This window comes from Pseudomonas sp. (assembly GCF_050739935.1).
In the GTDB taxonomy this organism is placed as follows: domain Bacteria; phylum Pseudomonadota; class Gammaproteobacteria; order Pseudomonadales; family Pseudomonadaceae; genus Aquipseudomonas.
Genome location: NZ_JBOICF010000068.1, coordinates 1 through 21,898, shown reverse-complemented (window position 1 = coordinate 21,898; position 21,898 = coordinate 1). Strand labels below are relative to the sequence as shown.

Here is a 21,898-nt window from a genome sequence, read left to right as displayed (position 1 = left end):
ACGACGCAGCATCGGCGGCTTGAACACGCCAACAACCTCATTCTCCGGTAGCAACTTCGCGCTGCGGGTCGTTGATCCACTCACTCCAAGACCCGGCGTACAACCGTCCCAAGGGATAACCAGCCAGGCAAAGGGCGAACAGATTGTGGCAGGCCGTCACGCCTGAACCGCAGTAGGCGACCAGTTTTTCCGCGGGGCGACCGTTCAGGGTGGCGGCGAAACGCTGTTTTAGTTGATCCGCTGGCAGAAAACGGCCATCCGGACCGAGGTTGTCGGTGAATGCAACACATTGCGCACCCGGGATATGTCCGGCGACCGGGTCGACAGGCTCGACTTCTCCGCGAAACCGCGCCGGGGCGCGAGCGTCGATCAGTGTCACTTGTGGTTGGTCGAGCTTCTTCTGCACCTCGTCAGCGCTTAATACCAGCGAATCGTCAGGCTTGCCCTGGAAAAGACCCTCACGGTGCTCTGGTGGGTCCAAACTCAGCGGCTGGCCTGCCGCGTGCCAGGCCTTGAGACCGCCATCGAGCACATACACCCCATCACGCTTGCCCAGCCACGCCAGCAACCACCATGCACGGGCGGCATAGGCGCCGGGGCCGTCGTCGTAGAGCACAATGTCGCTGTCGTTGTTGACGCCCCAGAATCGCAGGCGCTCGATCAGTGTCTGGGGGTCAGGCAGCGGATGGCGGCCGGTCACGCCCTTGGTGATTGGCCCACTCAGGTCGTTGAGCAGATCGGCATAGGAAGATCCTTCAATATGCCCTTCCGCGTAGCTGCGCTGGCCGTAGTCCAGATCCTCAAGGGAGGAACGACAATCCAGAATCACAAGGTTCGGCGTTTTTTGGCGTTCGGCCAGTTGTTGCGGGCTGATCAATTGCGCGATGGACATGATGGGCTCCTGCAGACAGTGAAAGTGGCTAAGCGATAAGACAACCTATTTGAACGGAAGGACGTCATTCAATTGGCGTCCTCCAGTGCCTTGTTCAGCGGCACGTAATATTCCGCGCACAGTGCATGCACCGCTTCGTGCGCCTGGGCCGTGACGTAAGCCAGTTCCAGCATCAGCACTTGGTACACGCCACGGCGGATCGCGTTTTCGTTCAGATGCGTGGCATTTTCCCGCGTTGTACAGAGAAAACGTATCCACGAGATGAGGATGATCCACGCGTTGAGCGTCAACGTCTCGATCTGCACCTTGTCCATGTTCAGTATCCCCGCGTCCACGAAACCGCCGTAAATCGCCATCGCTTTGATCAGACAATGCTGCGAAAACCGGCGATAGCGTGCCGCCAGTTCTGGATCGGCGTCGAGCAGATGCTCAAGGTCGCGATGCAGGAAACGATAGCGCCACATGCCATCGAGTATCGCCATCAGATAGTGGCGCTTGTCTTCGACGTTCAGCAGGCGACCCTTCGGCGGATGCAGGAAGCTGTCGACCAGTGTTTCGTATTCGCTAAACAGCTCGGCGATGATCGCCTGCTTGTTGGGGAAGTGGTAATACAGATTGCCCGGCGAGATCTCCATGTGCGCGGCGATGTGGTTGGTGCTGACACTACGCTCGCCCTGCAGATTGAACAGCTCCAGACTGCTCTGCACGATGCGTTCACGGGTCTTGATGCGTAGGGTTTTGATGCGCGGCGCCATGCTCGACTCGAACGTGTGGATGTAACACAGATGTGCTGGATCTTAACGCAAGCATCAGGACTCGGTGCAGTCCGTGGCTGCCATTTGCTCCATGAGCGCGACTTGGCCGCCTCGCCCCGCTGCGATACCATCCCAGTCCCCTACGAACTCCGACCAGGACGACGCGATGAACCGAGTGTTGTATCCAGGCACCTTCGACCCCATCACCAAGGGCCACGGCGATCTGGTCGAGCGAGCCTCGCGCATGTTCGATCAAGTGGTCATCGCCATTGCCGCCAGCCCCAAGAAAAACCCACTGTTCCCGCTGGAGCAACGTGTCGAGTTGGCGCGCGAAGCGACCAAACACCTGCCGAACGTCGAAGTCGTCGGATTCTCGACCCTGCTGGCGCATTTCGCTCAGGAGCAGAACGCCAATATCCTGCTGCGCGGTCTGCGTGCCGTCTCCGATTTCGAGTACGAATTCCAGCTCGCGAACATGAATAAACAGCTGGCGCCGGATGTGGAAAGTCTTTTTCTCACACCGTCCGAACGCTATTCCTTCATTTCATCTACGCTGGTCAGAGAAATCGCGGCGTTGGGCGGGGATATCACCAAATTCGTACATCCGGCCGTCGCCCAGGCGCTCAAGGAGAGGTTCAAGCCGGGGTCATGAGTTATGCACAGGTGCATACCGAGCGCTAATGCGGCACAATTCGCCGCATTAGTTTTGATATGCCCCGGTGTCGACCGCGGCAGGAGTATCCATGTCCCTGATCATCACCGACGACTGCATCAATTGCGACGTCTGCGAACCCGAGTGCCCGAACGAAGCGATTTCACAGGGGGAAGAGATCTACGTGATCAACCCGAACCTGTGCACCGAATGTGTTGGCCATTATGACGAACCGCAGTGCCAGCAGGTCTGTCCCGTGGATTGCATCCCTTTGGATGAAAACCACGTGGAGAGCAAGGACGAGCTGCTGGCCAAATACGAGTTGATAACGAGCAAGGCATAAACGAAGGGCATATCCTGTCGGCATCCGCGCTTTCGCCGAAGACACTGGCTGTAATGCCTGTTGACCTGAGCGAGAAACGCATGACATTGAAGCTTACGTGGATCCCCTCCTCGTTTGGCGCCGCACTTTTCCTGTGCGCCTTATCGGCTCAAGGCAGCCCCGACCATCCGGCTCAGGCCGCCATAGCCAGCCCTAATTCCATTGCGACCGCCGCCGGTCGGGAAATTCTGGTCGATGGCGGCAACGCCTTTGACGCCGCCATCGCCATCAGCGCAACCCTTGCCGTGGTCGAGCCTTATGGTTCGGGGCTGGGCGGCGGCGGGTTCTTTTTGCTGCGCCAGACAGGCGAACCGGCGCAGTACCAGTTCCTTGATGCGCGGGAAAAAGCGCCCCTCAAGGCCAGGCCCAGGATGTTCAACCGCAATGGTGTCGTGCAGCCGGATTTATCGCTGAACGGCCCTTTGGCTGCGGCCATTCCCGGCTTGCCCGCCGCCCTTGTCGAACTCGCTGAACGTTATGGTCGCTTGCCGCTGAGCATTTCCATGGCGCCCGCCATTCGGGTTGCCTATGACGGCTTCAAGGTGGACGAGGTGTATCGTGAGCGCGCCAGTTGGCGGCTGTTCGCATTGCGCGCCAACAAGGAAAGCGCCAGGCTTTTCCTGCGCAACAACGACGTTCCGCCGCTTGGGGAAATCATCAGGCAGCCTGAGCTGGCGCAGACGCTGGACCGCCTGGCCGATAAGGGCCGCGCCGGGTTTTACAGCGGTCTGACCGCGCAAGCGATGGTCAGCGGCGTCAGGGCTGGGGGCGGGATCTGGAATTACCACGATTTCGAAGAGTACGAGGTCGTTACTCGTACGCCATTGCGCTTCCAGCTGGCCGACCACCGAGAACTGATCAGCGCTCCGCCGCCATCTGCGGGAGGCATCGCGCTGGCGCAAAGCCTGTTCATGCTGCAGCAGCTGCCTTGGCGTGAGTCCGGGAAAGTGCAGCGCGCCCACTACGTGGTGGAAGTGCTGCGTCGCGCCTACCGTGATCGCGTGCTGTTCGGCGACCCGGACTTCGTGCCTAATCCGATCGCCCAGGTACTCTCGCCCGATTACCTGCTGCAGTTGTCGACCAGTGTCGATCCGCACAGCGCGACGCCTAACAGCGCTCTGCCGCCAGCCCCTCGCTGGCGTGAAGGCGACAACACCAGCCACTTCTCGGTGCTCGACGACGAAGGCAACGCCGTGGCTGCGACTCTGTCGCTCAATCTACCGTTCGGATCGACCTTCACAGTGCCGGGCACAGGCGTGATTCTCAACGACGAGATGGACGATTTCGCCGTCGATCCTAAAGGCAGTAATACCTATGGGCTGGTCGGCAGTCAGGCCAATATCATCGAGCCCGGCAAGCGGCCATTGTCGAGCATGAGCCCCAGCTTCATCGAAAGCCCGCGCGACTTCACCTCCTTCGGCACGCCAGGCGGCAGCCGGATTCCCAGCATCGTGCTGCTGTCGATGCTGCAGTATCTGGACGATCAACCCGTAACCAGTTGGACTTCGGCGCCGCGCTACCATCATCAATATCTACCCGATGTGATGGAGTATGAGCCGGGAGCGTTCACGGATGAGGAGGTCACAGATTTGCAAGAGCGCGGATACCGGCTAAAAGAGACCAGACGCGACTTCGGCAATCAGCAAGTGCTGCTGTGGCACAAGAACAACGCCGGCGTGGAAACCGCGAGCGATCCGCGCGGCGTGGGCGTTTCAGTTGTTTTCCGCCCGAACGCACCGCATACCTGCGTCGATCAGTCGTGCTTGCCATAGCCGCTGGTGGTGCAACCCAGGCAGCGCACAAATGCGGCCTTGCCCGGGTCGACTACCAGCGCCTTGCCCGTGGCGCCCAGATTACCGCCCGCAGCGGCGAACGGCGAAGCCACCACGAACAGCGCAGCGCCGGCGACCGTTGCCACGATCAGCAGCGGGCGGGCAACCAGCAGGTCGCCGATCATCGCGTAAGCAGGAGGATTCTGGATCTGATAGACCGGATCGCCACTGCCGGAAGCCTCGACCTGCGCCATCGCCGGGGTCATTTGCAAGCCGAATAGCAGGGTCAGCGTGGCAGCAAGAATACGAAACGGGCTCATGGCGTGATCCTTCAGGCGCAGCGGGAAAAGTGATGCTGCTCACTATAAACAGCGATTGGGGTTAAGCAAGGGAGGAGCGGCGCAATTATCGTAACTCGGCATCAAGAACACGGCGTTCTGTAGGATCCAGCTTGCTGGCGGACCTTGAGATCATTCGGCATCTTCGTAACTGACCACCCGCGTTGGCCAGCAAGCCGGCTCCTACAACGATATGCGGTGGCCGACAAATCAATGTCGCTGCGGATGTCGCAGACCGCTGTTTACTTCTGACATTTGGGGCAATAAACACTCGCCCGCTGCCCCAGCTTGACCTCACGCATGATCGTGCCGCAGACCTTACACGGCTCCTCGCCCCGGCCATAGGCGAACAGCTCCTGCTGAAAGTAACCCGGCTGGCCATCGCCGCCGATGAAATCACGCAATGTTGTACCGCCGCGCTCGATGGCGGCAGCGAGGATGCGTTTGATCTCGATCGCCAGCTTTATATAACGCGCCTTGGAAATGCTTTTGGCTTCACGACGCGGATCGATGCCCGCCGCGAACAGCGCCTCGGTCGCGTAAATGTTCCCCACGCCCACCACCACGGCGTTGTCCATGATGAACGGCTTGACCGCCATCGAACGCCCGCGGGACAGCTCATATAAACGCAGCCCGTCGAACAAGTCCGTCAGCGGCTCCGGCCCCAAGCGAATCAGCAGTTCATGGTTGTGCGGATCGAGGCTCCACAGCATCGCGCCGAACCTTCGCGGGTCGGTGTAGCGCAGGGCCATTCCAGATTCCAGCTCGATATCCACATGCTCATGTTTGAGCGCGGGCAACCCTGCTTCGACCAGCCGCAGATTGCCGGACATGCCCAAATGGCTGATCAACGTGCCAACTTCGGCCTGGATCAGCAGGTATTTGGCGCGTCGCTCAACGACCACGATTTTTTGACCGGAGAGACGCACATCCAGATCTTCCGGGATCGGCCAGCGCAGTCGGCGATCTCGCACGATTACGCGGCTGACGCGCTGGCCCTCCAGATGAGGCGCGATGCCCCGGCGGGTGGTTTCGACTTCAGGTAGTTCAGGCATTGGACTGCTCGATGGCGGGTGAAACGCGAGCGCGCAGAATCAATGGGCGCTCAGCTCTCGAATACTTTCTTTGAGGTTTTCGAAGTCATAGTCGGACAGCCCGACATAGTCGAGGACCAGGTGACCGATGCTGTTCCATTCATGGTCAACGGCTTGATTACCCAACACTCGATGGGACGAACAGATGTGTTCAGCCATCTTCAGGATCGCCAACAGATTTTTCAGCGGTGCATTGCGGCCCGATTCGTCCTGAAAGATTGCCAGCGCGTTATGGTGGTTGGCGATGGCATTGCTGACATGTTCGGGCAACCGCCAGGATTTGGCAGTGAAATAACCGACAACCGCATGGTTTGTGTTGAAAGTCAGATTTTCCGTATCGACTACCCGGCACTCCGGCCCGGCTTTGGCGTAAGCCTCTTCCAGCACGCTCATGTATTCGGGAAAGCGTTTGAGCATCAGCGGGACGCCACAGTCGTGGAATAGCCCCAATGCGTAGGATTCGTCGACAGTTTGCGAGCCAATGCGCTTGGCCAACGTCAGACTGGTCATCGCGACGTCCTGCGCGGTGTCCCAGAAGCGGTTGAGCACGACAATCGTTTCATCGCTCATCTCGCCCTTGATCGACTGCGCGTTGATCAGGTTGATCACCGAGCGGCTGCCCAACAGATTCACGGCGCGCTGAATCGAGGCAATCTTGTTGGCCAGGCCGTAGTGAGGCGAGTTGACAATTTTCAGCAAAGCTCCGGAAAGGCCAGGATCCTGCGCGATCAACCGGGCGATCACACCCAGATCAGGGTCCGGCATGTACTGCTCCATCTGCAAATCCACCATGATCTGCGGCTGGGGCGGAACGCTGATGCCTTGCAACACCTGCTGGATCTGCTCGGAAGTAAGCTCTTGGGACATAAGTACACACTCAAGGTCAGGGGGAGATTCTAACCCCTACCGCCCATGCTTCCACAACCGTTGAAATACTCTTTTGGATCCGTCAGACCGCCAGCCGGTCATTTCATCGGGGCACGCCCGCGGGCAGGATCGCGTTATAATCCCGCTCTTTTTTTCGGAGCGACGTCATGTCCCTGCCTAGCTTGCGCCTCAAGCCCAACGCCGACCGTCGCCTGCGCGCCGGTCACCTGTGGATCTACAGCAACGAAATCGACGTTGCCGCCACCCCGCTCAACGGCTTCGCTGCGGGCGCTCAAGCGATTCTTGAAGCAGCTGGCGGCAAGCCGCTGGGCATCGTCGCCATGAGCCCGAACAACCTGATCTGCGCGCGCCTGTTGTCGCGTGACATCAAACTGCCGCTGGATAAGTCGCTTCTGGTGCATCGCCTGAACGTCTGCCTGTCGTTGCGCGAGCGCCTGTTCGACAAGCCGTTTTATCGCCTGGTGTACGGCGACTCCGACCTGCTGCCGGGTCTGGTGGTCGACCGCTTTGGCGACATTCTGGTCGTGCAACTGGCATCCGCCACCATGGAACAACACAAGGACGACGTCTTGGCCGCGCTGATTCAAGTGCTCAAGCCAAGCGGCATCCTGCTCAAGAATGACTCGGCTGCTCGCGATGCCGAAGGGTTGAACCGCTACGTCGAAACTGCATTCGGCCTGGTGCCGGAGTGGGTCGCGCTGGAAGAGAACGGCGTTAAATTCGAAGCACCGGTGATGGAAGGCCAGAAAACCGGCTGGTTTTACGACCACCGCATGAACCGCGCGCGCCTAGCGCCGTACGTCAAAGGCAAGCGCGTGCTCGATCTGTTCAGCTACATCGGCGGTTGGGGCGTACAAGCAGGTGCCTTCGGCGCCAGCGAAGTGTTCTGCGTCGACGCATCGAGCTTCGCCCTCGATGGCGTTGAGCGCAACGCCGCGCTGAACGGTTTTGCCGAGAAAGTCACCTGCATCGAAGGCGACGTATTCGAAGCTCTGAAGGAACTGAAAGCGGCCGAAGAGCGCTTCGACGTGATCGTCGCCGACCCGCCCGCGTTCATCAAACGCAAGAAAGACCTGAAAAACGGCGAAGGTGCTTACCGTCGCCTGAACGAGCAAGCCATGCGCCTGCTCAGCAAGGACGGCATCCTGGTCAGCGCCTCCTGCTCGATGCACCTGCCGGAAGAAGACCTGCAGAACATCCTCCTCACCAGCGCCCGCCACCTGGACCGCAACATCCAGCTGCTGGAACGCGGCGGCCAAGGCCCGGACCACCCGGTACACCCGGCGATCCCGGAAACGCGGTATATCAAGAGCATCACGTGCCGGTTATTGCCCAATAGCTGATTTTTGCGGCGTCTGGGCTGACGCGTATCGCAGGCACGCGCGCTCCTGCAGTGACAGCGTTCACATGAATAACGCTGTCGACTGCACGAGCGCGCTAGCCCGCAAAACACTATTCCAGTCAGCAAATCCTGACCGCCGGGATGCGAGACTTTATCCTCAACGCTTCCCACCATTCCCTCACGCCGCCACAGGTGTAGAATCACCGCTATTCATCGCCAATCATCCCCCGGCGGGTTTATGAGCTCTGGTCGAGCGTGCAGCGATCCTGTGACGTTACCGACCTCATCCGCAGCGGCAGCGACCTGTCGCCGGTGCAATGGACCAAGAGAAGCTCACTCCCTTACTGAACTGATTAGCCGCCCGGAGTGCTCCAATGCCTGATTACCGCTCGAAAACGTCTACCCACGGTCGCAATATGGCCGGTGCGCGTGCCCTGTGGCGTGCTACCGGGATGAAAGACGAAGACTTCAAGAAACCGATCATCGCCATCGCCAACTCCTTCACCCAGTTCGTACCGGGCCACGTTCACCTCAAGGACCTGGGCCAGCTGGTTGCCCGCGAGATTGAAAAAGCCGGCGGCGTGGCCAAGGAATTCAACACCATCGCGGTCGATGACGGTATCGCGATGGGTCACGACGGAATGCTGTACTCCCTGCCGAGCCGCGAGATCATCGCCGACTCCGTGGAGTACATGGTCAACGCTCACTGCGCCGACGCCATCGTCTGCATCTCCAACTGCGACAAGATCACCCCCGGCATGCTGATGGCCGCTCTGCGCCTGAACATCCCGGTGATTTTCGTCTCCGGCGGTCCGATGGAGGCCGGCAAGACCAAACTCGCCAGCCACGGCCTGGATCTGGTTGACGCAATGGTCATTGCCGCTGACACCACGGCTTCGGACGAGAAAGTCGCCGAATACGAGCGCAGCGCCTGCCCGACCTGCGGTTCGTGCTCCGGCATGTTCACCGCCAACTCGATGAACTGCCTGACCGAAGCCCTGGGCCTCGCGCTGCCGGGCAACGGTTCCACACTGGCAACGCATAGCGACCGCGAACAGCTGTTCCTGCGGGCTGGCCGCACCATCGTCGAACTGTGCAAAACCTACTACCGCGACAACGATGACTCGGTACTGCCGCGCAACATCGCCAACTTCAAGGCCTTCGAAAACGCGATGACCCTGGACATCGCCATGGGCGGTTCGACCAACACCATCCTGCACTTGCTCGCTGCCGCCCAGGAAGCCGAACTGGCGTTCGACCTGCGTGACATCGATCGCCTGTCGCGCCGCGTGCCGCAGCTGTGCAAAGTCGCGCCGAACATCCAGAAGTACCACATGGAAGATGTGCACCGCGCAGGCGGCATCTTTAGCATTCTCGGCGAACTGGCCCGTGGCGGCCTGTTGCACACCGACCTGCCGACCGTGCACGCCAAATCGATGGAAGAAGCCATCGCCAAGTGGGATATCACCCAGACTGACGATGAAGCGGTGCATACCTTCTTCAAGGCAGGCCCGGCCGGTATTCCGACGCAAACCGCGTTCAGCCAGTCGACCCGCTGGGAGACGCTGGATGACGACCGCGAAAACGGCTGTATCCGCAGCGTCGAGCATGCCTATTCGCAAGAAGGCGGCCTGGCTGTGCTGTATGGCAACATCGCGCTGGACGGTTGCGTAGTGAAGACTGCCGGCGTCGATGAATCGATCCACGTCTTCGAAGGCAACGCGAAGATCTTCGAAAGCCAGGACAGCGCCGTACGCGGCATCCTCGCTGATGAAGTGAAGGCCGGCGACATCGTGATCATCCGTTACGAAGGCCCGAAAGGCGGTCCGGGCATGCAGGAAATGCTGTACCCGACGTCCTACCTGAAATCCAAGGGCCTGGGCAAATCCTGTGCGCTGCTGACCGATGGCCGTTTCTCGGGTGGTACTTCAGGTCTGTCCATCGGTCACACTTCGCCGGAGGCAGCAGCTGGCGGTGCGATTGGCTTGGTGCGAGACGGCGACAAAGTGCTGATCGACATCCCGAACCGCTCGATCAACCTGTTGATCGACGACGCGGAAATGGCCGAGCGCCGTGCCGAACAGGAGCAGAAAGGCTGGAAACCGGCCGAAACCCGTCCTCGCAAAGTGACCACCGCACTCAAGGCCTACGCCTTGCTGGCAACCAGTGCCGACAAAGGCGCCGTACGTGACAAGGCTCTGCTGGACAAGTTGGTGCCGTAATCGGCGTCAGCGAATGAAAAGCCCGGCAGCGATGCCGGGCTTTTTTTTGCGTGCTGGAAGACGACATCACATGTGTAGGAGCCGGCTTGCTGGCGAATGCGGTTGTCATTCAGCATCGATGTCTCTGACCCGATGCCTTCGCCAGCAAGCCCGCTTCTACGGTTATCTCGTCGTTCGCGATGCCACGAGCCGCCTGCGGCATTCGGGGACGGGTTCTACTGAATCTCATCCGGCTTGACGATCACCCAGTTCTTGTCCGCCGTCACCGGCAAACCTTCCTTGGCCTGGGCCTCGGCGTTGGATTTAATCATGCCTTCGAGCTGAGTCATGTACTTGTCCTTGCGGTTGACCCACAAGTGAATACCGCCCTTACCGACGTCGACGCCGTGAAACTGCATATAACCGTCGCTGGTTGGGGTATCGCCGCCGACCAGTACCGGTTTTTTCCATTGATCAATGTAGGTCAGGATCGCCGCCTGTTTGCCCGCCATCCAGGTCGCCGGGGTCCACAGATAAGGGGTCAGCTCAAGCCCGAGGTTGGCCTTTTCGTCGTATTTGCCAGCGCTGATCTGCTTACGCGCCGTGGTCAGCTCGCCGGTTTCGCGGTTCTTCAACAACGTAGTCACGCCGATCACGTTTTGCGGTTTGACGTTGTAGCCGTACTTGGGATCGGAAGCGACCATGCGCACCAGCTCTTCAGATGCGGCGCTCATGACGTAGACCTCGATGCCGTTTTCCATGAGCTTATTGAACAACTCGGCCTGCCCGGTAAAGACCCTCGGTGGCGGGACATCAATGGACTTGACCACATCGCCTTCGTAATAGGTGCTCGGCACTGGCTTGCCCGATGCCATCAGCTCGTCGACATAGCCTTTGAGTTCTTTGAGGGTGAAGCCGGAGAAGACCTGCGCGACCCACGGATAGCAGACCATGTCGTCGATTTCGCAAAGCCGATAGTAATAGCTGAACAGGCTTTCCTTATGGTCGGCGGTGTCCTTGAACGGGATCAGCTTGAGGGAGGGGTCAAGCTTCTCGCGGGTGATCAGCCCTTTGTTTTCCATGTACGGCAGCAGCGACTCTTCCAGATCATAGCGATAGCTGGTGTTGTCCATGTCGAAAACGGCGAAATTACCCTTGTTGGCATTTGCCGCGATCATGGCGTTCAGCTGCTTGGCCGCAGGTTCGGGCCAATGCTTGAGTTCCGTGGAAAGTGCCTGCCCGGCAAGGCCCAGGCAGAGCGCAGCGGCCAACAGTTTTGGTGCGAGCTTCATAACGGTGTCCTCCCCTTTATTAGTTCGAGGCTGGACCGTAACAAAAACCCCTTACCGTTTAAATGCGTCAGCGACCGTGTTCGTTCTGATGGCGTCATGTGGGTGATCATTCACGACAGATGCCATAAAAACGACATTTGTATGACAGATTCGCTGGCAACGAGGATGGAACCTGTGGGAGCGAATTCATCCGCGAGAAATGGATCGGGCGGCAAAGATGTATCGACGCCCATATTCGCTCCCACAACTTGGATCGGTGGCAGGCCCGCCATCCGCTTTTAGTGACGTTCCCACACTTCAAAGTGGTAAGCAGGCTTGCCATCCAGCGCCGGGTTTTTCACGTTGGAAACCAGCTTCCATTGGGTCTGATCGAACTCCGGAAACCACGCATCCCCTTCTGGACTCAAGGCCACGCGAGTCAGGTACAGACGATCCGCCTGAGCCAGCCCTTGCGCATAAAGCTGCGCGCCACCGATCAACATGACTTCGCTGACACCCTGCTCAGTCGCCCATGCCTCGGCGCGTTCGACAGCGGCTTCCAGAGAAGTGAACACTTCGGCGCCCTCAATTTTCAGGTCCGTCTGACGGGTGACAACGATGTTCAATCGACCCGGCAGCGGGCGGCCCAGAGAATCCCAGGTTTTGCGACCCATGATGATCGGCTTGCCCAGCGTGGTGGCCTTGAAATATTTAAAATCCCCCGGCAGATGCCAGGGCATGGAATTGTCGACGCCGATGACCCGGTTTTCACCGAGGGCCGCGATCAGACTGAGGGGGAGATGTTTTTTCATGGCGGCGAGAATAGCAGAGCGAACCGGTGAATTCGTGCTTCGATGATCCCTGACAGGCCCGTCTGACACATTCCCTGTAGCAGTCTGGCTTGCCGGCGGTAGCGTCATAAAAATTACCACTACGGACAGCCGTGCTGCTACATCACAAACTCTGAGGTCCAACCAACGCGAACCTCAGGCTCTGCGCGATTGCGACGACAACGGTTATGCTCACTCCTGACTTCACCAACGAGACGCCGTGTGACTGCACTGACCCCACTCGATGAATTATGGCTGACCGAAGCGGTGCGCCTGCGTGAGCAACATGCAGGACCGCTTGAGGATGACGAGGCCAGCCGCCGCGCCCGCGCCAGTGCGGGCGATTTACTGACGCGCATCAAGAACCGCGCACTGTGGCTGGCCGAGCGCGACGGCATGCTCACCGCGTTGCGCAACTGGAAACAAGGCGCGCGCCTGTCGCTCATTCTGCTCGCCGTCTTCGCCGTGATCAGCGGAGCGGGATTGGCTTTCGCCGCATTGGGTAACGGGCAAAACCCGGTCAACGTGTTCTGGGCTCTGGGCAGTCTGCTTGGGCTCAATCTGCTTCTGCTGCTCAGTTGGGCTCTGGGGCTGATCTTCGCCGGGGAAAGCGCCGCCAGTCTCGGGCGCCTCTGGTTATGGCTCAGTGAAAAGCTGGCCCGCGACGCTCAGGCCGCGCAACTGGCGCCTGCCTTGATTCTGCTGTTGCAACGCAAGCGCCTGAACCGCTGGGTGCTCGGCACCTGTGTCAACGGTTTGTGGTTGTTGGCGCTGCTCAGCGCCTTGACGTTATTGCTCTTGCTGATGGCAACCCGTCGCTACGGTTTCGTCTGGGAAACCACGATTCTGGGCAGCGACACCTTCGTCAGCCTGACCCAAGGCCTTGGCACGGTGCCGTCGCTATTGGGTTTCACCGTTCCCAGTGAAGCCATGATCCGCGCCAGCGGCGACAGCGCACTGGTGATCGAAAATGCCCGGCAGGCCTGGGCCGCATGGCTTGTAGGCGTACTTGTGGTCTACGGCATCGTGCCTCGCCTCCTGCTGACGCTGTTCTGCTATGGCCGTTGGCGCGTGGGCCGCAGACATCTGGCCCTGGACCTGGGCGAGCCAGGTTTCGTCGAATTGCGCGAGCGACTGATGCCGAGCAGCGAACGACTGGGCGTCAACGACGCAGCGCCCGCGCAACTTCATTCAGTGCAGACCGGCCCTGCGACCATCGACAGCGAGGGCGCGCTGCTGGTCGCCATCGAACTGGACGACCTACGTCCCTGGCCACCGAAGCTGCCCAAAACCGTGGCCGACGCGGGCATTCTCGACAGCCGCGAATCTCGTCGGATGCTGCTCGATCAACTGACCCGCTACCCGCCCGCACGCCTGGCCATCGCTTGCGATCCGCGTCGCTCGCCAGACCGGGGCAGCCTTGCGCTGATCGCCGAACTGGCTCGCTGCGCAGCGTCCACGCGGGTCTGGTTGCTTCCCGCGCCGACTGGCGAAGCGCTGGACGCCAATCGATTGGGTGACTGGCACACCGCGTTAAAACAGCTTGAGCTTAAATGGGCCGACAGTGCGCCGCTGACCTGGCTGGAGACCGGACATGACTGAAAAAACGACAGCGCGTCCGCTGAAGCTTGCGGTGGTCGGTCATACCAACGTCGGCAAAACATCGCTGCTGCGCACCCTGACCCGCGATGTCGGTTTCGGCGAGGTCTCCCATCGCCCCAGTACCACTCGCCATGTGGAAGGCGCTCGTCTGTCAGTGGACGGCGAGGCGCTGCTGGAGTTGTACGATACGCCCGGTCTGGAAGACGCCATCGCCTTGCTCGATTTTCTGGAGCGCCTTGATCGCCCCGGCGAACGCCTCGACGGTCCGGCACGGCTGGCGCGTTTTCTCGAAGGCAGCGAGGCTCGACAACGTTTCGAGCAGGAAGCCAAGGTGCTGCGCCAGTTATTGGCCTCGGACGCAGGCCTCTATGTGATCGATGCCCGCGAACCAGTGCTCGCCAAATACCGCGACGAGCTGGCGGTGCTCGCCAGTTGTGGAAAGCCGCTGTTGCCGGTGTTGAATTTCGTCAGTAGCGCGCAGCATCGTGAGCCGGATTGGCGCGAAGCCTTGGCGCGACTGGGGCTTCATGCGTTAGTGCGCTTCGACAGCGTGGCGCCACCGGAGGACGGCGAACGACGGCTATACGAAAGTCTGGCCCTGTTGCTGGAAACCTCACGCCTGCAACTGCAGCGGCTGATTCTCGATCAACAGGCCCAGCGTGACGTACGCAGGCACAGTGCGGCGCGACTGATTGCGGAGCTGTTACTCGACTGCGCGGCCTGTCGGCGCAGTGTCGCTGCCGCGTCCGATCAGGTGCAGACAGCCATCGACGACCTGCGCAAATCGGTGCGTCAGCGCGAACAGCGCTGCGTCGAGGCGCTGCTCAAGCTGTATGCGTTTCGACGTGAGGATGCCTCGGCCAGCGACCTGCCGCTGCTGGATGGACGCTGGGGGGATGACCTGTTCAATCCGGAAACGCTGAAACTGTTGGGCGTGCGGGTCGGCAGCGGTATCGCCGCCGGAGCCGCGGCAGGCGCGGGCGTGGACCTGTTGGTGGGCGGCATCACCCTGGGCGCGGCGGCGCTGGTCGGTGCAATTGCCGGCGGCGCCCTGCAAACCGCGCGCAGCTACGGCGGGCGTCTGCTCGGCAAGCTCAAGGGACAGCGCGAGCTGACGGTGGACGATGTCGTGTTACGGCTGTTGGCTTTGCGTCAACGGCAATTGCTGCAGGCGCTGGAGGCGCGGGGTCATGCTGCAATGGACAGCATTAAGCTCGACACTCCGCAGGATAAATCCTGGCGCGAGGGCAAGCTGCCGGACGCATTGCACAAGGCCCGAGCGCATCCGCAGTGGTCATCGCTGAATCCACATTCGAAGCTTAATCAGGCCGAGCGGCATGATCAGGTCGAGGCGTTGGCGCACGTGGTGTTGTCGTAAGCGACACCCGGTGGGAGCGAATTCATTCGCGATGCGGCATCAGGGTCGACACATCTCTGTCACCTGACGCATTTTTCGCGAATGAATTCGCTCCACAGAGAAATCAGGCCGCAATCAGCAGGGCCAATGCCTTGCCTTTGAGAACATCCAGATCCATCACCGGCACATTCATCTCCTTGGCCAGTTCATCCCGCTGGCCCATCCGCAGACTCACGCTTACGCGCGCCATATTGCGAAGCCGTGGCAGGATGCCGCGCTTGCCGGCAGTCGCCTTGAGCATTTTGCGATAGGGGAAATGCGCGCGGCCCGGTATGATCGCGCGCCCGATACACCCGGAACGACACCATCATGAAGCCAACCTTGATCGCTGCCGCAGAACTCGACCGTCTCGAGACCTGGCAGAAATACTCCAGCCACATGTGCGGAGGCTGCATTTCCAGCTGTTGCACGCTGCCTGTGGAAGCGAAGATCAAGGATCTGATTCGCATCGGCGTCGTCGACGAGTTCGAAATCGGCGACAACCCGAAGAACATCGCCAAGCGCTTGCAGAAGGAAGGCATTATCGAGCGCTTCAACCAGAAGTCGGGGATCTTCACCCTGCAGCGCATGAGCAACGACGATTGCCTGTATCTGGATCGCAAGAGCCGGATGTGCACCATCTACGACAAGCGTCCCGATACCTGCCGCAACCACCCGAAGATCGGCCCACGCCCAGGGTATTGCGCGTACAAACCCAAGGAAGTGGTGCGCGAAACCCGCCCCCGGGTGCTGGAAAAATTCTGATCAACGATCCGAGACGAGTTACCTCTTGCCGATGGCATCCTGCTTACATGCATCTGTGGGTTTTCTGATATGCCAGCCCCGCAAGACGCCGCGCACATGTAACGAATTCGAATGAATCGCTGAGACTGGTCTGACAGAAAAACCTGGGGGCAGTCACTAGCATGGAGCATCTTTAACCTCAGAGAAGATGCTCATGCGTTATTTGAAAGTGGCTGCCCAGGACCTCAGCGGCAATGGCAAAGCCGACACCGTACTGCTGCAGTTTCATGATGATCAAACCAACCTGGTATTCCAGGCATTCGCCATTGACCTCACTGCCGATGGCAGCATTGAGTTCAGTTATGCCGGTGATATCAACGGTGACGGAAAACAGAATCTTCAGGATCAGAAGCTACTGACTGTTTTTGCCGAAGCGTTCTTGCAACTCAACTGGTTCAATGCCGGGGATAGCGTAACGCGTTACGTGAAGATCGAAGCCAGGGACTATCATGGCGATGGCTCGCCAAACATCGTGAACCTCCACTTTAGTGAAGACGATGGCACGCTCCGCGGTCCCATCGGGATCAGAACCGCATCGGCCTATGATGGCGACAACGACGGTAATCTGGACTCATTCACCAACAGTGACGTCAACAACGACGGCATAGCCAATACCGCAGACAAATTGCTGCTCCGCAAAATATCCGAAGCGTTCCTCCCATTTTGCTGGTTCCAGGCATGACCTGAACACGGTGCCTGAGCCTCAGCCCGCACAAACAAAAACGCCCCCGGCCTTTCGACCGGGGGCGTTTTCGTTCAGCCGGGGCTAGTTACGCCTTGGCTTTCTTGGCAGCGCGGGTACGCTCGCTTTCGTCGAGGATCTTCTTGCGAAGACGGATCGACTTAGGAGTGACTTCACACAGCTCGTCGTCCTGGATGAATTCCAGAGCCTGTTCCAGGGTGAACTTCACCGGTGGAACCAGAGCGATGGTTTCGTCTTTACCCGAAGCACGCATGTTGTCGAGCTTCTTGCCTTTGGTTGGGTTGACGCCCAGGTCATTGTCACGGCTGTTCAGACCAACGATCTGACCGCCGTAGATTTCCTGACCATGCTCGACGAACAGCTTGCCGCGCGCCTGCAGGGTTTCCAGGGAGTAGGTCAGTGCCTTGCCGGTCTCTACCGAAACCAGAACGCCGTTCTGACGACCGGACATGTCGCCGGACTTCATCACGTCGTAACGGTCGAAGATCGAGGTCAGGATGCCTGCACCGGAGGTCAGGGTCAGGAACTCGTTACGGAAACCGATCAGGCCACGGGCCGGGATGTTGTACTCAAGGCGTACGCGGCCTTTGCCATCCGGAACCATGTTGGTCAGGTCGCCTTTACGCAGACCCATTTGCTCCATGATCGCGCCCTGGGATTCTTCCGGCAGGTCGATGGTCACGTTTTCGTACGGTTCGTGCTTCTCGTCGCCTACGCGACGGATGATCACTTCCGGACGGCCCACGCCCATTTCAAAGCCTTCGCGACGCATGGTTTCGATCAGAACCGAAAGGTGCAGCTCACCACGGCCGGAAACCTTGAACTTGTCAGCCGAGTCGCCTTCTTCAACGCGCAGCGCAACGTTGTACAGCAGCTCTTTGTCCAAACGTTCCTTGATGTTACGGGAAGTCACGAACTTGCCTTCTTTACCGCAGAAAGGCGAATCGTTGACCTGGAAGGTCATGGAAACGGTCGGCTCGTCGACGGTCAAAGGCTTCATCGCTTCGACGTTCAGTGGGTCACACAGAGTGTCGGAGATGAACAGCTGGTCAAAGCCGCTGATGCAGACGATGTCGCCAGCCGAAGCCTCTTCAACGTCGATGCGGTGCAGACCGTGGTGACCCATCAGTTTCAGGATACGGCCGTTGCGCTTCTTGCCGTCAGCGTCGATGGCGACAACCGGTGTGTTCGGCTTGACGCGACCACGGGCGATACGGCCGACACCGATAACACCTAGGAAGCTGTTGTAGTCCAGAGCGGAGATCTGCATCTGGAACGGACCGTCACGGTCGACTTTCGGCGCTGGAACGTGATCAACGACCGCTTGGTACAGCGGGGTCATGTCCTCAGCCATGTCGGTGTGGTCCAGACCGGCAATACCGTTCAGGGCCGAGGCGTAGACGACCTGGAAGTCCAGCTGTTCTTCGGTGGCACCGAGGTTGTCGAACAGATCGAAGATCTGGTCCAAAACCCAGTCAGGACGCGCGCCCGGACGGTCAACCTTGTTGATGACCACGATCGGACGCAGGCCGGCTTCGAAAGCCTTCTTGGTCACGAAACGGGTTTGCGGCATAGGGCCGTCTTGAGCGTCGACCAGCAGCAGAACGGAGTCGACCATCGACATCACGCGCTCTACTTCACCGCCGAAGTCGGCGTGGCCCGGGGTGTCCACGATGTTGATGTGGTAGCCATTCCAGTTGATCGCGGTGTTCTTCGCGAGAATGGTAATACCGCGTTCTTTTTCCTGGTCGTTGGAGTCCATCACGCGTTCGTCGTTGAGCTCGTTGCGCTCAAGGGTGCCGGACTGGCGCAAAAGCTTGTCGACGAGGGTAGTTTTACCGTGGTCAACGTGAGCAATGATGGCGATGTTGCGTAGATTTTCGATCACTTGTGTATCTCGATCAGAGGATTCGGTCAGCCACCTGAGTTTAGGCAGCTATGAACGTTGGAGCCGGCGAAAGCCGTTACGGCTGACGACTGGTGTCGGGGGGCCGGTGACGCAAGCCACAGGCAAACAGCCCCGGGCACTTAGCTCGGTCGATAAACGCGCACATTGGCATGCCCCTCACTGAGCAAATGATGAGCATGCAGGCGACTCATGACGCCTTTGTCGCAATAAAGCAGGTACTGGCGCGTGTCATCCAGTTCCTTGAAACGGCTGTTCAATGCAAAGAACGGCAGCGTTTGTACTTCGACGCCAGACAGTTCCAGCGGGCGGTCTTCGGCTTCATCCGGGTGACGGATGTCGATGACTACTTGCCCGGCCAGCGCCTGACCGACTTCTTCGACCTGAAGGTCCTGACCCAATTCCTCGATCACGCGATCGATAGGCACCAGACGGGCGGTTTCGAGCGCACGCTCGAGCACGGCCATGTCGAACTCTTTTTCTTCATGCTCGACGCGGTGGCGTTTGGCCGCGGTCTTTGGATTGACCGAGATCACACCGCAGTATTCAGGCATGTGCCGGGCAAAATCGCCGGTGCCGATCTGGTCGGCCTGGTCGATGATGTCCTGCTTGTGACTGGCGATCAGCGGGCGCAAGACCAGCTTTTCCGTCACGCAATCGATAACCGACAGATTCGGCAGCGTCTGGCTGGACACTTGGGAAATCGCCTCGCCGGTGACCAGCGCGTCGATTTCCAGCCTGTCGGCAATATTGGTCGCAGCGCGCAACATCATACGCTTCAATACTACGCCCATATGACTGTTATCGACTTTTCCGAGAATTTCTCCCAGAACTTCCTCGAACGGTACGCTGACGAACAGCACCCGCTGCGAACTGCCGTATTTCTTCCAGAGGAAGTGCGCGACTTCCATCACACCCAGCTCGTGAGCCCTGCCCCCCAGGTTGAAGAAGCAGAAATGGCTCATCAGACCGCGACGCATGATCTGGTACGCGGCCACGGTGGAGTCGAAACCACCGGACATCAATACCAGCGTCTGTTCCAGCGAGCCCAGCGGATAGCCGCCGACACTGTTGTGCTGGCTGTGAATCACGAACAGACGCTTGTCGCGAATTTCGATTCGCACCTCGATTTCCGGCGTCTTGAGAGAAATACCGGCAGCGTTGCACTCACGGCGCAGTCTGCTGCCGACGTATTTCTCGACATCCATGGAGCTGAAATCGTGGTGACCGGCACGCTTGCAGCGCACCGAGAAAATCTTGCCGGGCAGCGCATGACCGAAGTGCATTTTGCACTTCTCATAAATGTCATCCATGTCGCCCAGCGGGTACTGATCGACCTGCAAGAAATGTGCGATACCCGGCATGCAGCTCAGGCGCTCGGTCATTTCGTGCAGGATCTTCGGATCCTCGACCCTGGTTTCGACCTCGAGGTTGTCCCACACGCCATCGACCACCAGCGCCGGGTCCAGATCGCGGAGCACGGTGCGGATGTTTTTGGCCAGCTGCTTGATGAAGCGCTTGCGTACAGGCCGGCTTTTGATGGTGATTTCCGGGAAAACTTTAACGATTAATTTCATGAAAACAGCGCGCGAGGTGCCGGTCGAAAAAGGGGGGCGCGGATTATAGCGGAAATTGCTCAAGGTTTAACCAGTTATCGTATAGCCGATCATCAGTGCACCAAAATGAGACTGTATACAATCTTTCAGCACCAATAAGGTGCGCCAGTTTTCACAAATGCGACGTTTAACGCCCTAAAAGCCGGCATTTTGCGAAGAAAACCCAACACGGGGCACTGGCATGCAAATTGCTCCCTTGTGAGGCAGGTTGCCTTGGCCGACTATCGCGCCCGGCATCACCCATATTAAGGGCCCACTACTACCCGGCCCTAAGCCACCCCGGAGGACAACATGTCGAAGTCGGTTCAACTCATCAAAGATCATGACGTTAAATGGATTGATCTGCGCTTCACGGACACCAAAGGTACTCAGCACCACGTGACCATGCCTGCTCGCGATGCGCTGGAAGACGATTTCTTTGAAGTCGGCAAAATGTTCGACGGCTCGTCCATCTCCGGCTGGAAAGGCATCGAAGCCTCCGACATGATCCTGCTGCCGGACGACGAAACCGCCGTTCTGGACCCGTTCACCGAAGAGCCGACCCTGATCCTGGTTTGCGACATCATCGAACCTTCGACCATGCAAGGTTACGATCGCGACCCACGCGCCATCGCTCACCGCGCCGAGGAATACCTGAAGTCCACCGGTATCGGTGACACCGTATTCGCAGGTCCAGAGCCAGAATTCTTCATCTTCGACGAAGTGAAATTCAAGTCCGACATCTCGGGCTCGATGTTCAAGATCTTCTCCGAACAAGGTTCGTGGATGTCCGACGCTGACATCGAAGGCGGTAACAAGGGCCACCGTCCTGGTATCAAAGGCGGCTACTTCCCGGTTCCTCCGTTCGACCACGACCACGAAATCCGCACCGCAATGTGCAACGCCCTGGAAGAAATGGGCCAGGTCGTCGAAGTTCACCACCACGAAGTGGCAACTGCCGGCCAGAACGAAATCGGCGTGAAATTCAACACGCTGGTTAAAAAGGCTGACGAAGTTCAGACCCTGAAATACGTTGTCCACAACGTTGCCGACGCTTATGGCCGCACCGCTACCTTCATGCCTAAGCCTCTGTACGGCGATAACGGCTCGGGTATGCACGTTCACATGTCCATCGCCAAAGATGGCAAGAACACCTTCGCAGGCGAAGGCTATGCCGGTCTGTCGGACACCGCTCTGTACTTCATCGGCGGCATCATCAAGCACGGTAAGGCACTGAACGGCTTCACAAACCCGTCGACCAACTCCTACAAGCGTCTGGTCCCAGGTTTCGAAGCTCCGGTAATGCTCGCCTACTCGGCTCGCAACCGTTCCGCTTCGATCCGCATTCCTTACGTGTCGAGCCCGAAAGCCCGCCGTATCGAAGCACGCTTCCCGGATCCGGCCGCCAACCCGTACCTGGCCTTCGCAGCACTGCTGATGGCCGGCCTGGACGGTATCCAGAACAAGATCCACCC

General features: G+C 59.1%; 20 protein-coding genes. 10 read left to right on the top strand and 10 right to left on the bottom strand.

Going from position 1 to position 21,898, the window contains the following annotated elements; translation table 11 throughout:
• Positions 1–37 precede the first annotated feature (37 nt).
• Together ACRER8_RS13315 and ACRER8_RS13310 are read right to left on the bottom strand one after the other, a co-directional pair.
• Positions 38–892, bottom strand: coding sequence for a sulfurtransferase (locus ACRER8_RS13315; protein WP_431746721.1), 855 nt, complete (start codon positions 890–892; stop codon positions 38–40).
• A 68-nt stretch (positions 893–960) separates the two neighbouring features.
• Positions 961–1,647, bottom strand: a complete 687-nt coding sequence (locus ACRER8_RS13310; RefSeq protein WP_431746720.1) for a TetR/AcrR family transcriptional regulator — start codon at positions 1,645–1,647, stop codon at positions 961–963.
• A 166-nt stretch (positions 1,648–1,813) separates the two neighbouring features.
• On the opposite strand from ACRER8_RS13310, the gene coaD reads away from it, so the two are divergent.
• The 3 genes from coaD (at position 1,814) to ggt (ending at position 4,453) form a co-directional block, all read left to right on the top strand.
• The gene (gene coaD / locus ACRER8_RS13305) at positions 1,814–2,299 is read left to right on the top strand and encodes a pantetheine-phosphate adenylyltransferase (RefSeq protein WP_431746719.1); all 486 of its coding nucleotides are present in this window, start codon (positions 1,814–1,816) and stop codon (positions 2,297–2,299) included.
• A gap of 91 nt (positions 2,300–2,390) precedes the next feature.
• Positions 2,391–2,642, top strand: a complete 252-nt coding sequence (locus ACRER8_RS13300) for a YfhL family 4Fe-4S dicluster ferredoxin (protein ID WP_431746718.1) — start codon at positions 2,391–2,393, stop codon at positions 2,640–2,642.
• 80 nt (positions 2,643–2,722) lie between these two features.
• Entirely contained in the window at positions 2,723–4,453 is a 1,731-nt protein-coding gene (gene ggt / locus ACRER8_RS13295) for a gamma-glutamyltransferase (RefSeq protein WP_431746717.1), read from the top strand.
• Here the strand turns inward: ggt and ACRER8_RS13290 are convergent.
• The 3 genes from ACRER8_RS13290 to ACRER8_RS13280 form a co-directional block, all read right to left on the bottom strand.
• Positions 4,435–4,773 carry a multidrug transporter gene (locus tag ACRER8_RS13290; protein WP_431746716.1) on the bottom strand — a complete coding sequence of 113 codons (339 nt, stop codon included), beginning with the start codon at positions 4,771–4,773 and terminating at the stop codon, positions 4,435–4,437. The genes ggt and ACRER8_RS13290 overlap by 19 nt on opposite strands.
• A 260-nt stretch (positions 4,774–5,033) precedes the next feature.
• On the bottom strand, positions 5,034–5,846 hold the full coding sequence (mutM, locus tag ACRER8_RS13285; RefSeq protein WP_431746715.1) for a bifunctional DNA-formamidopyrimidine glycosylase/DNA-(apurinic or apyrimidinic site) lyase: 813 nt from the start codon (positions 5,844–5,846) through the stop codon (positions 5,034–5,036).
• A 39-nt stretch (positions 5,847–5,885) separates the two neighbouring features.
• On the bottom strand, positions 5,886–6,752 hold the full coding sequence (locus ACRER8_RS13280; RefSeq protein ID WP_431746714.1) for an HDOD domain-containing protein: 867 nt from the start codon (positions 6,750–6,752) through the stop codon (positions 5,886–5,888).
• Positions 6,753–6,919: 167 nt separating this feature from the next.
• On the opposite strand from ACRER8_RS13280, the gene ACRER8_RS13275 reads away from it, so the two are divergent.
• Together ACRER8_RS13275 and ilvD are read left to right on the top strand one after the other, a co-directional pair.
• Positions 6,920–8,116 (top strand): class I SAM-dependent rRNA methyltransferase, encoded by a 1,197-nt coding sequence (locus ACRER8_RS13275; RefSeq protein WP_431746713.1) that lies wholly within the window; start codon positions 6,920–6,922, stop codon positions 8,114–8,116.
• 373 nt (positions 8,117–8,489) lie between these two features.
• The gene (gene ilvD, locus ACRER8_RS13270; protein ID WP_431746712.1) at positions 8,490–10,337 is read left to right on the top strand and encodes a dihydroxy-acid dehydratase; all 1,848 of its coding nucleotides are present in this window, start codon (positions 8,490–8,492) and stop codon (positions 10,335–10,337) included.
• A 215-nt stretch (positions 10,338–10,552) separates the two neighbouring features.
• Here ilvD and ACRER8_RS13265 read toward each other — a convergent pair whose 3' ends face one another.
• Positions 10,553–11,608: a haloacid dehalogenase-like hydrolase gene (locus tag ACRER8_RS13265; protein ID WP_431746711.1), complete on the bottom strand. Its 1,056-nt coding sequence runs from the start codon at positions 11,606–11,608 to the stop codon at positions 10,553–10,555.
• A 278-nt stretch (positions 11,609–11,886) separates the two neighbouring features.
• Entirely contained in the window at positions 11,887–12,399 is a 513-nt protein-coding gene (locus ACRER8_RS13260) for a dihydrofolate reductase (RefSeq protein ID WP_431746710.1), read from the bottom strand.
• Positions 12,400–12,639: 240 nt separating this feature from the next.
• On the opposite strand from ACRER8_RS13260, the gene ACRER8_RS13255 reads away from it, so the two are divergent.
• Both ACRER8_RS13255 and ACRER8_RS13250 read left to right on the top strand, forming a co-directional pair.
• Entirely contained in the window at positions 12,640–14,019 is a 1,380-nt protein-coding gene (locus tag ACRER8_RS13255) for a DUF2868 domain-containing protein (protein WP_431746709.1), read from the top strand.
• Complete coding sequence (locus ACRER8_RS13250; RefSeq protein WP_431746708.1) at positions 14,012–15,397, top strand: DUF3482 domain-containing protein; 1,386 nt, start codon at positions 14,012–14,014, stop codon at positions 15,395–15,397. The genes ACRER8_RS13255 and ACRER8_RS13250 overlap by 8 nt, the downstream gene beginning before the upstream one ends.
• Positions 15,398–15,500: 103 nt before the next feature.
• Here the strand turns inward: ACRER8_RS13250 and ACRER8_RS13245 are convergent, their stop codons facing one another.
• Positions 15,501–15,626: a hypothetical protein gene (locus ACRER8_RS13245; protein WP_431746707.1), complete on the bottom strand. Its 126-nt coding sequence runs from the start codon at positions 15,624–15,626 to the stop codon at positions 15,501–15,503.
• Positions 15,627–15,745: 119 nt separating this feature from the next.
• Here ACRER8_RS13245 and ACRER8_RS13240 point away from each other — a divergent pair, with 119 nt between their 5' ends.
• Both ACRER8_RS13240 and ACRER8_RS13235 read left to right on the top strand, forming a co-directional pair.
• The gene (locus tag ACRER8_RS13240) at positions 15,746–16,180 is read left to right on the top strand and encodes a YkgJ family cysteine cluster protein (RefSeq protein WP_431746706.1); all 435 of its coding nucleotides are present in this window, start codon (positions 15,746–15,748) and stop codon (positions 16,178–16,180) included.
• Positions 16,181–16,373: 193 nt separating this feature from the next.
• The gene (locus ACRER8_RS13235) at positions 16,374–16,901 is read left to right on the top strand and encodes a hypothetical protein (protein WP_431746705.1); all 528 of its coding nucleotides are present in this window, start codon (positions 16,374–16,376) and stop codon (positions 16,899–16,901) included.
• 88 nt (positions 16,902–16,989) lie between these two features.
• Here ACRER8_RS13235 and typA read toward each other — a convergent pair whose 3' ends face one another.
• Complete coding sequence (typA, locus tag ACRER8_RS13230; protein WP_431746704.1) at positions 16,990–18,810, bottom strand: translational GTPase TypA; 1,821 nt, start codon at positions 18,808–18,810, stop codon at positions 16,990–16,992.
• Between the two features lie 140 nt (positions 18,811–18,950).
• Positions 18,951–20,405, bottom strand: coding sequence for a tRNA uracil 4-sulfurtransferase ThiI (gene thiI, locus ACRER8_RS13225; RefSeq protein ID WP_431746703.1), 1,455 nt, complete (start codon positions 20,403–20,405; stop codon positions 18,951–18,953).
• A 330-nt stretch (positions 20,406–20,735) separates the two neighbouring features.
• Here thiI and glnA point away from each other — a divergent pair.
• Positions 20,736–21,898 (top strand): type I glutamate--ammonia ligase (glnA, locus tag ACRER8_RS13220; RefSeq protein WP_431746702.1); only part of this gene is annotated, 1,163 nt, incomplete at its 3' end.

Coding starts and splice junctions, on each gene's coding strand:
- ACRER8_RS13290 (WP_431746716.1), bottom strand. CDS start 4,773: ATGAGCCCGTTTCGTATTCTTGCTGCCACGCTGACCCTGCTATTCGGC.
- ACRER8_RS13240 (WP_431746706.1), top strand. CDS start 15,746: ATGAAGCCAACCTTGATCGCTGCCGCAGAACTCGACCGTCTCGAGACC.
- ACRER8_RS13265 (WP_431746711.1), bottom strand. CDS start 11,608: ATGAAGCTCGCACCAAAACTGTTGGCCGCTGCGCTCTGCCTGGGCCTT.
- thiI (WP_431746703.1), bottom strand. CDS start 20,405: ATGAAATTAATCGTTAAAGTTTTCCCGGAAATCACCATCAAAAGCCGG.
- ACRER8_RS13280 (WP_431746714.1), bottom strand. CDS start 6,752: ATGTCCCAAGAGCTTACTTCCGAGCAGATCCAGCAGGTGTTGCAAGGC.
- ACRER8_RS13315 (WP_431746721.1), bottom strand. CDS start 892: ATGTCCATCGCGCAATTGATCAGCCCGCAACAACTGGCCGAACGCCAA.
- ACRER8_RS13245 (WP_431746707.1), bottom strand. CDS start 15,626: ATGGCGCGCGTAAGCGTGAGTCTGCGGATGGGCCAGCGGGATGAACTG.
- ACRER8_RS13310 (WP_431746720.1), bottom strand. CDS start 1,647: ATGGCGCCGCGCATCAAAACCCTACGCATCAAGACCCGTGAACGCATC.
- ACRER8_RS13300 (WP_431746718.1), top strand. CDS start 2,391: ATGTCCCTGATCATCACCGACGACTGCATCAATTGCGACGTCTGCGAA.
- coaD (WP_431746719.1), top strand. CDS start 1,814: ATGAACCGAGTGTTGTATCCAGGCACCTTCGACCCCATCACCAAGGGC.
- ACRER8_RS13235 (WP_431746705.1), top strand. CDS start 16,374: ATGCGTTATTTGAAAGTGGCTGCCCAGGACCTCAGCGGCAATGGCAAA.
- mutM (WP_431746715.1), bottom strand. CDS start 5,846: ATGCCTGAACTACCTGAAGTCGAAACCACCCGCCGGGGCATCGCGCCT.
- ACRER8_RS13275 (WP_431746713.1), top strand. CDS start 6,920: ATGTCCCTGCCTAGCTTGCGCCTCAAGCCCAACGCCGACCGTCGCCTG.
- ggt (WP_431746717.1), top strand. CDS start 2,723: ATGACATTGAAGCTTACGTGGATCCCCTCCTCGTTTGGCGCCGCACTT.
- ilvD (WP_431746712.1), top strand. CDS start 8,490: ATGCCTGATTACCGCTCGAAAACGTCTACCCACGGTCGCAATATGGCC.
- ACRER8_RS13250 (WP_431746708.1), top strand. CDS start 14,012: ATGACTGAAAAAACGACAGCGCGTCCGCTGAAGCTTGCGGTGGTCGGT.
- ACRER8_RS13260 (WP_431746710.1), bottom strand. CDS start 12,399: ATGAAAAAACATCTCCCCCTCAGTCTGATCGCGGCCCTCGGTGAAAAC.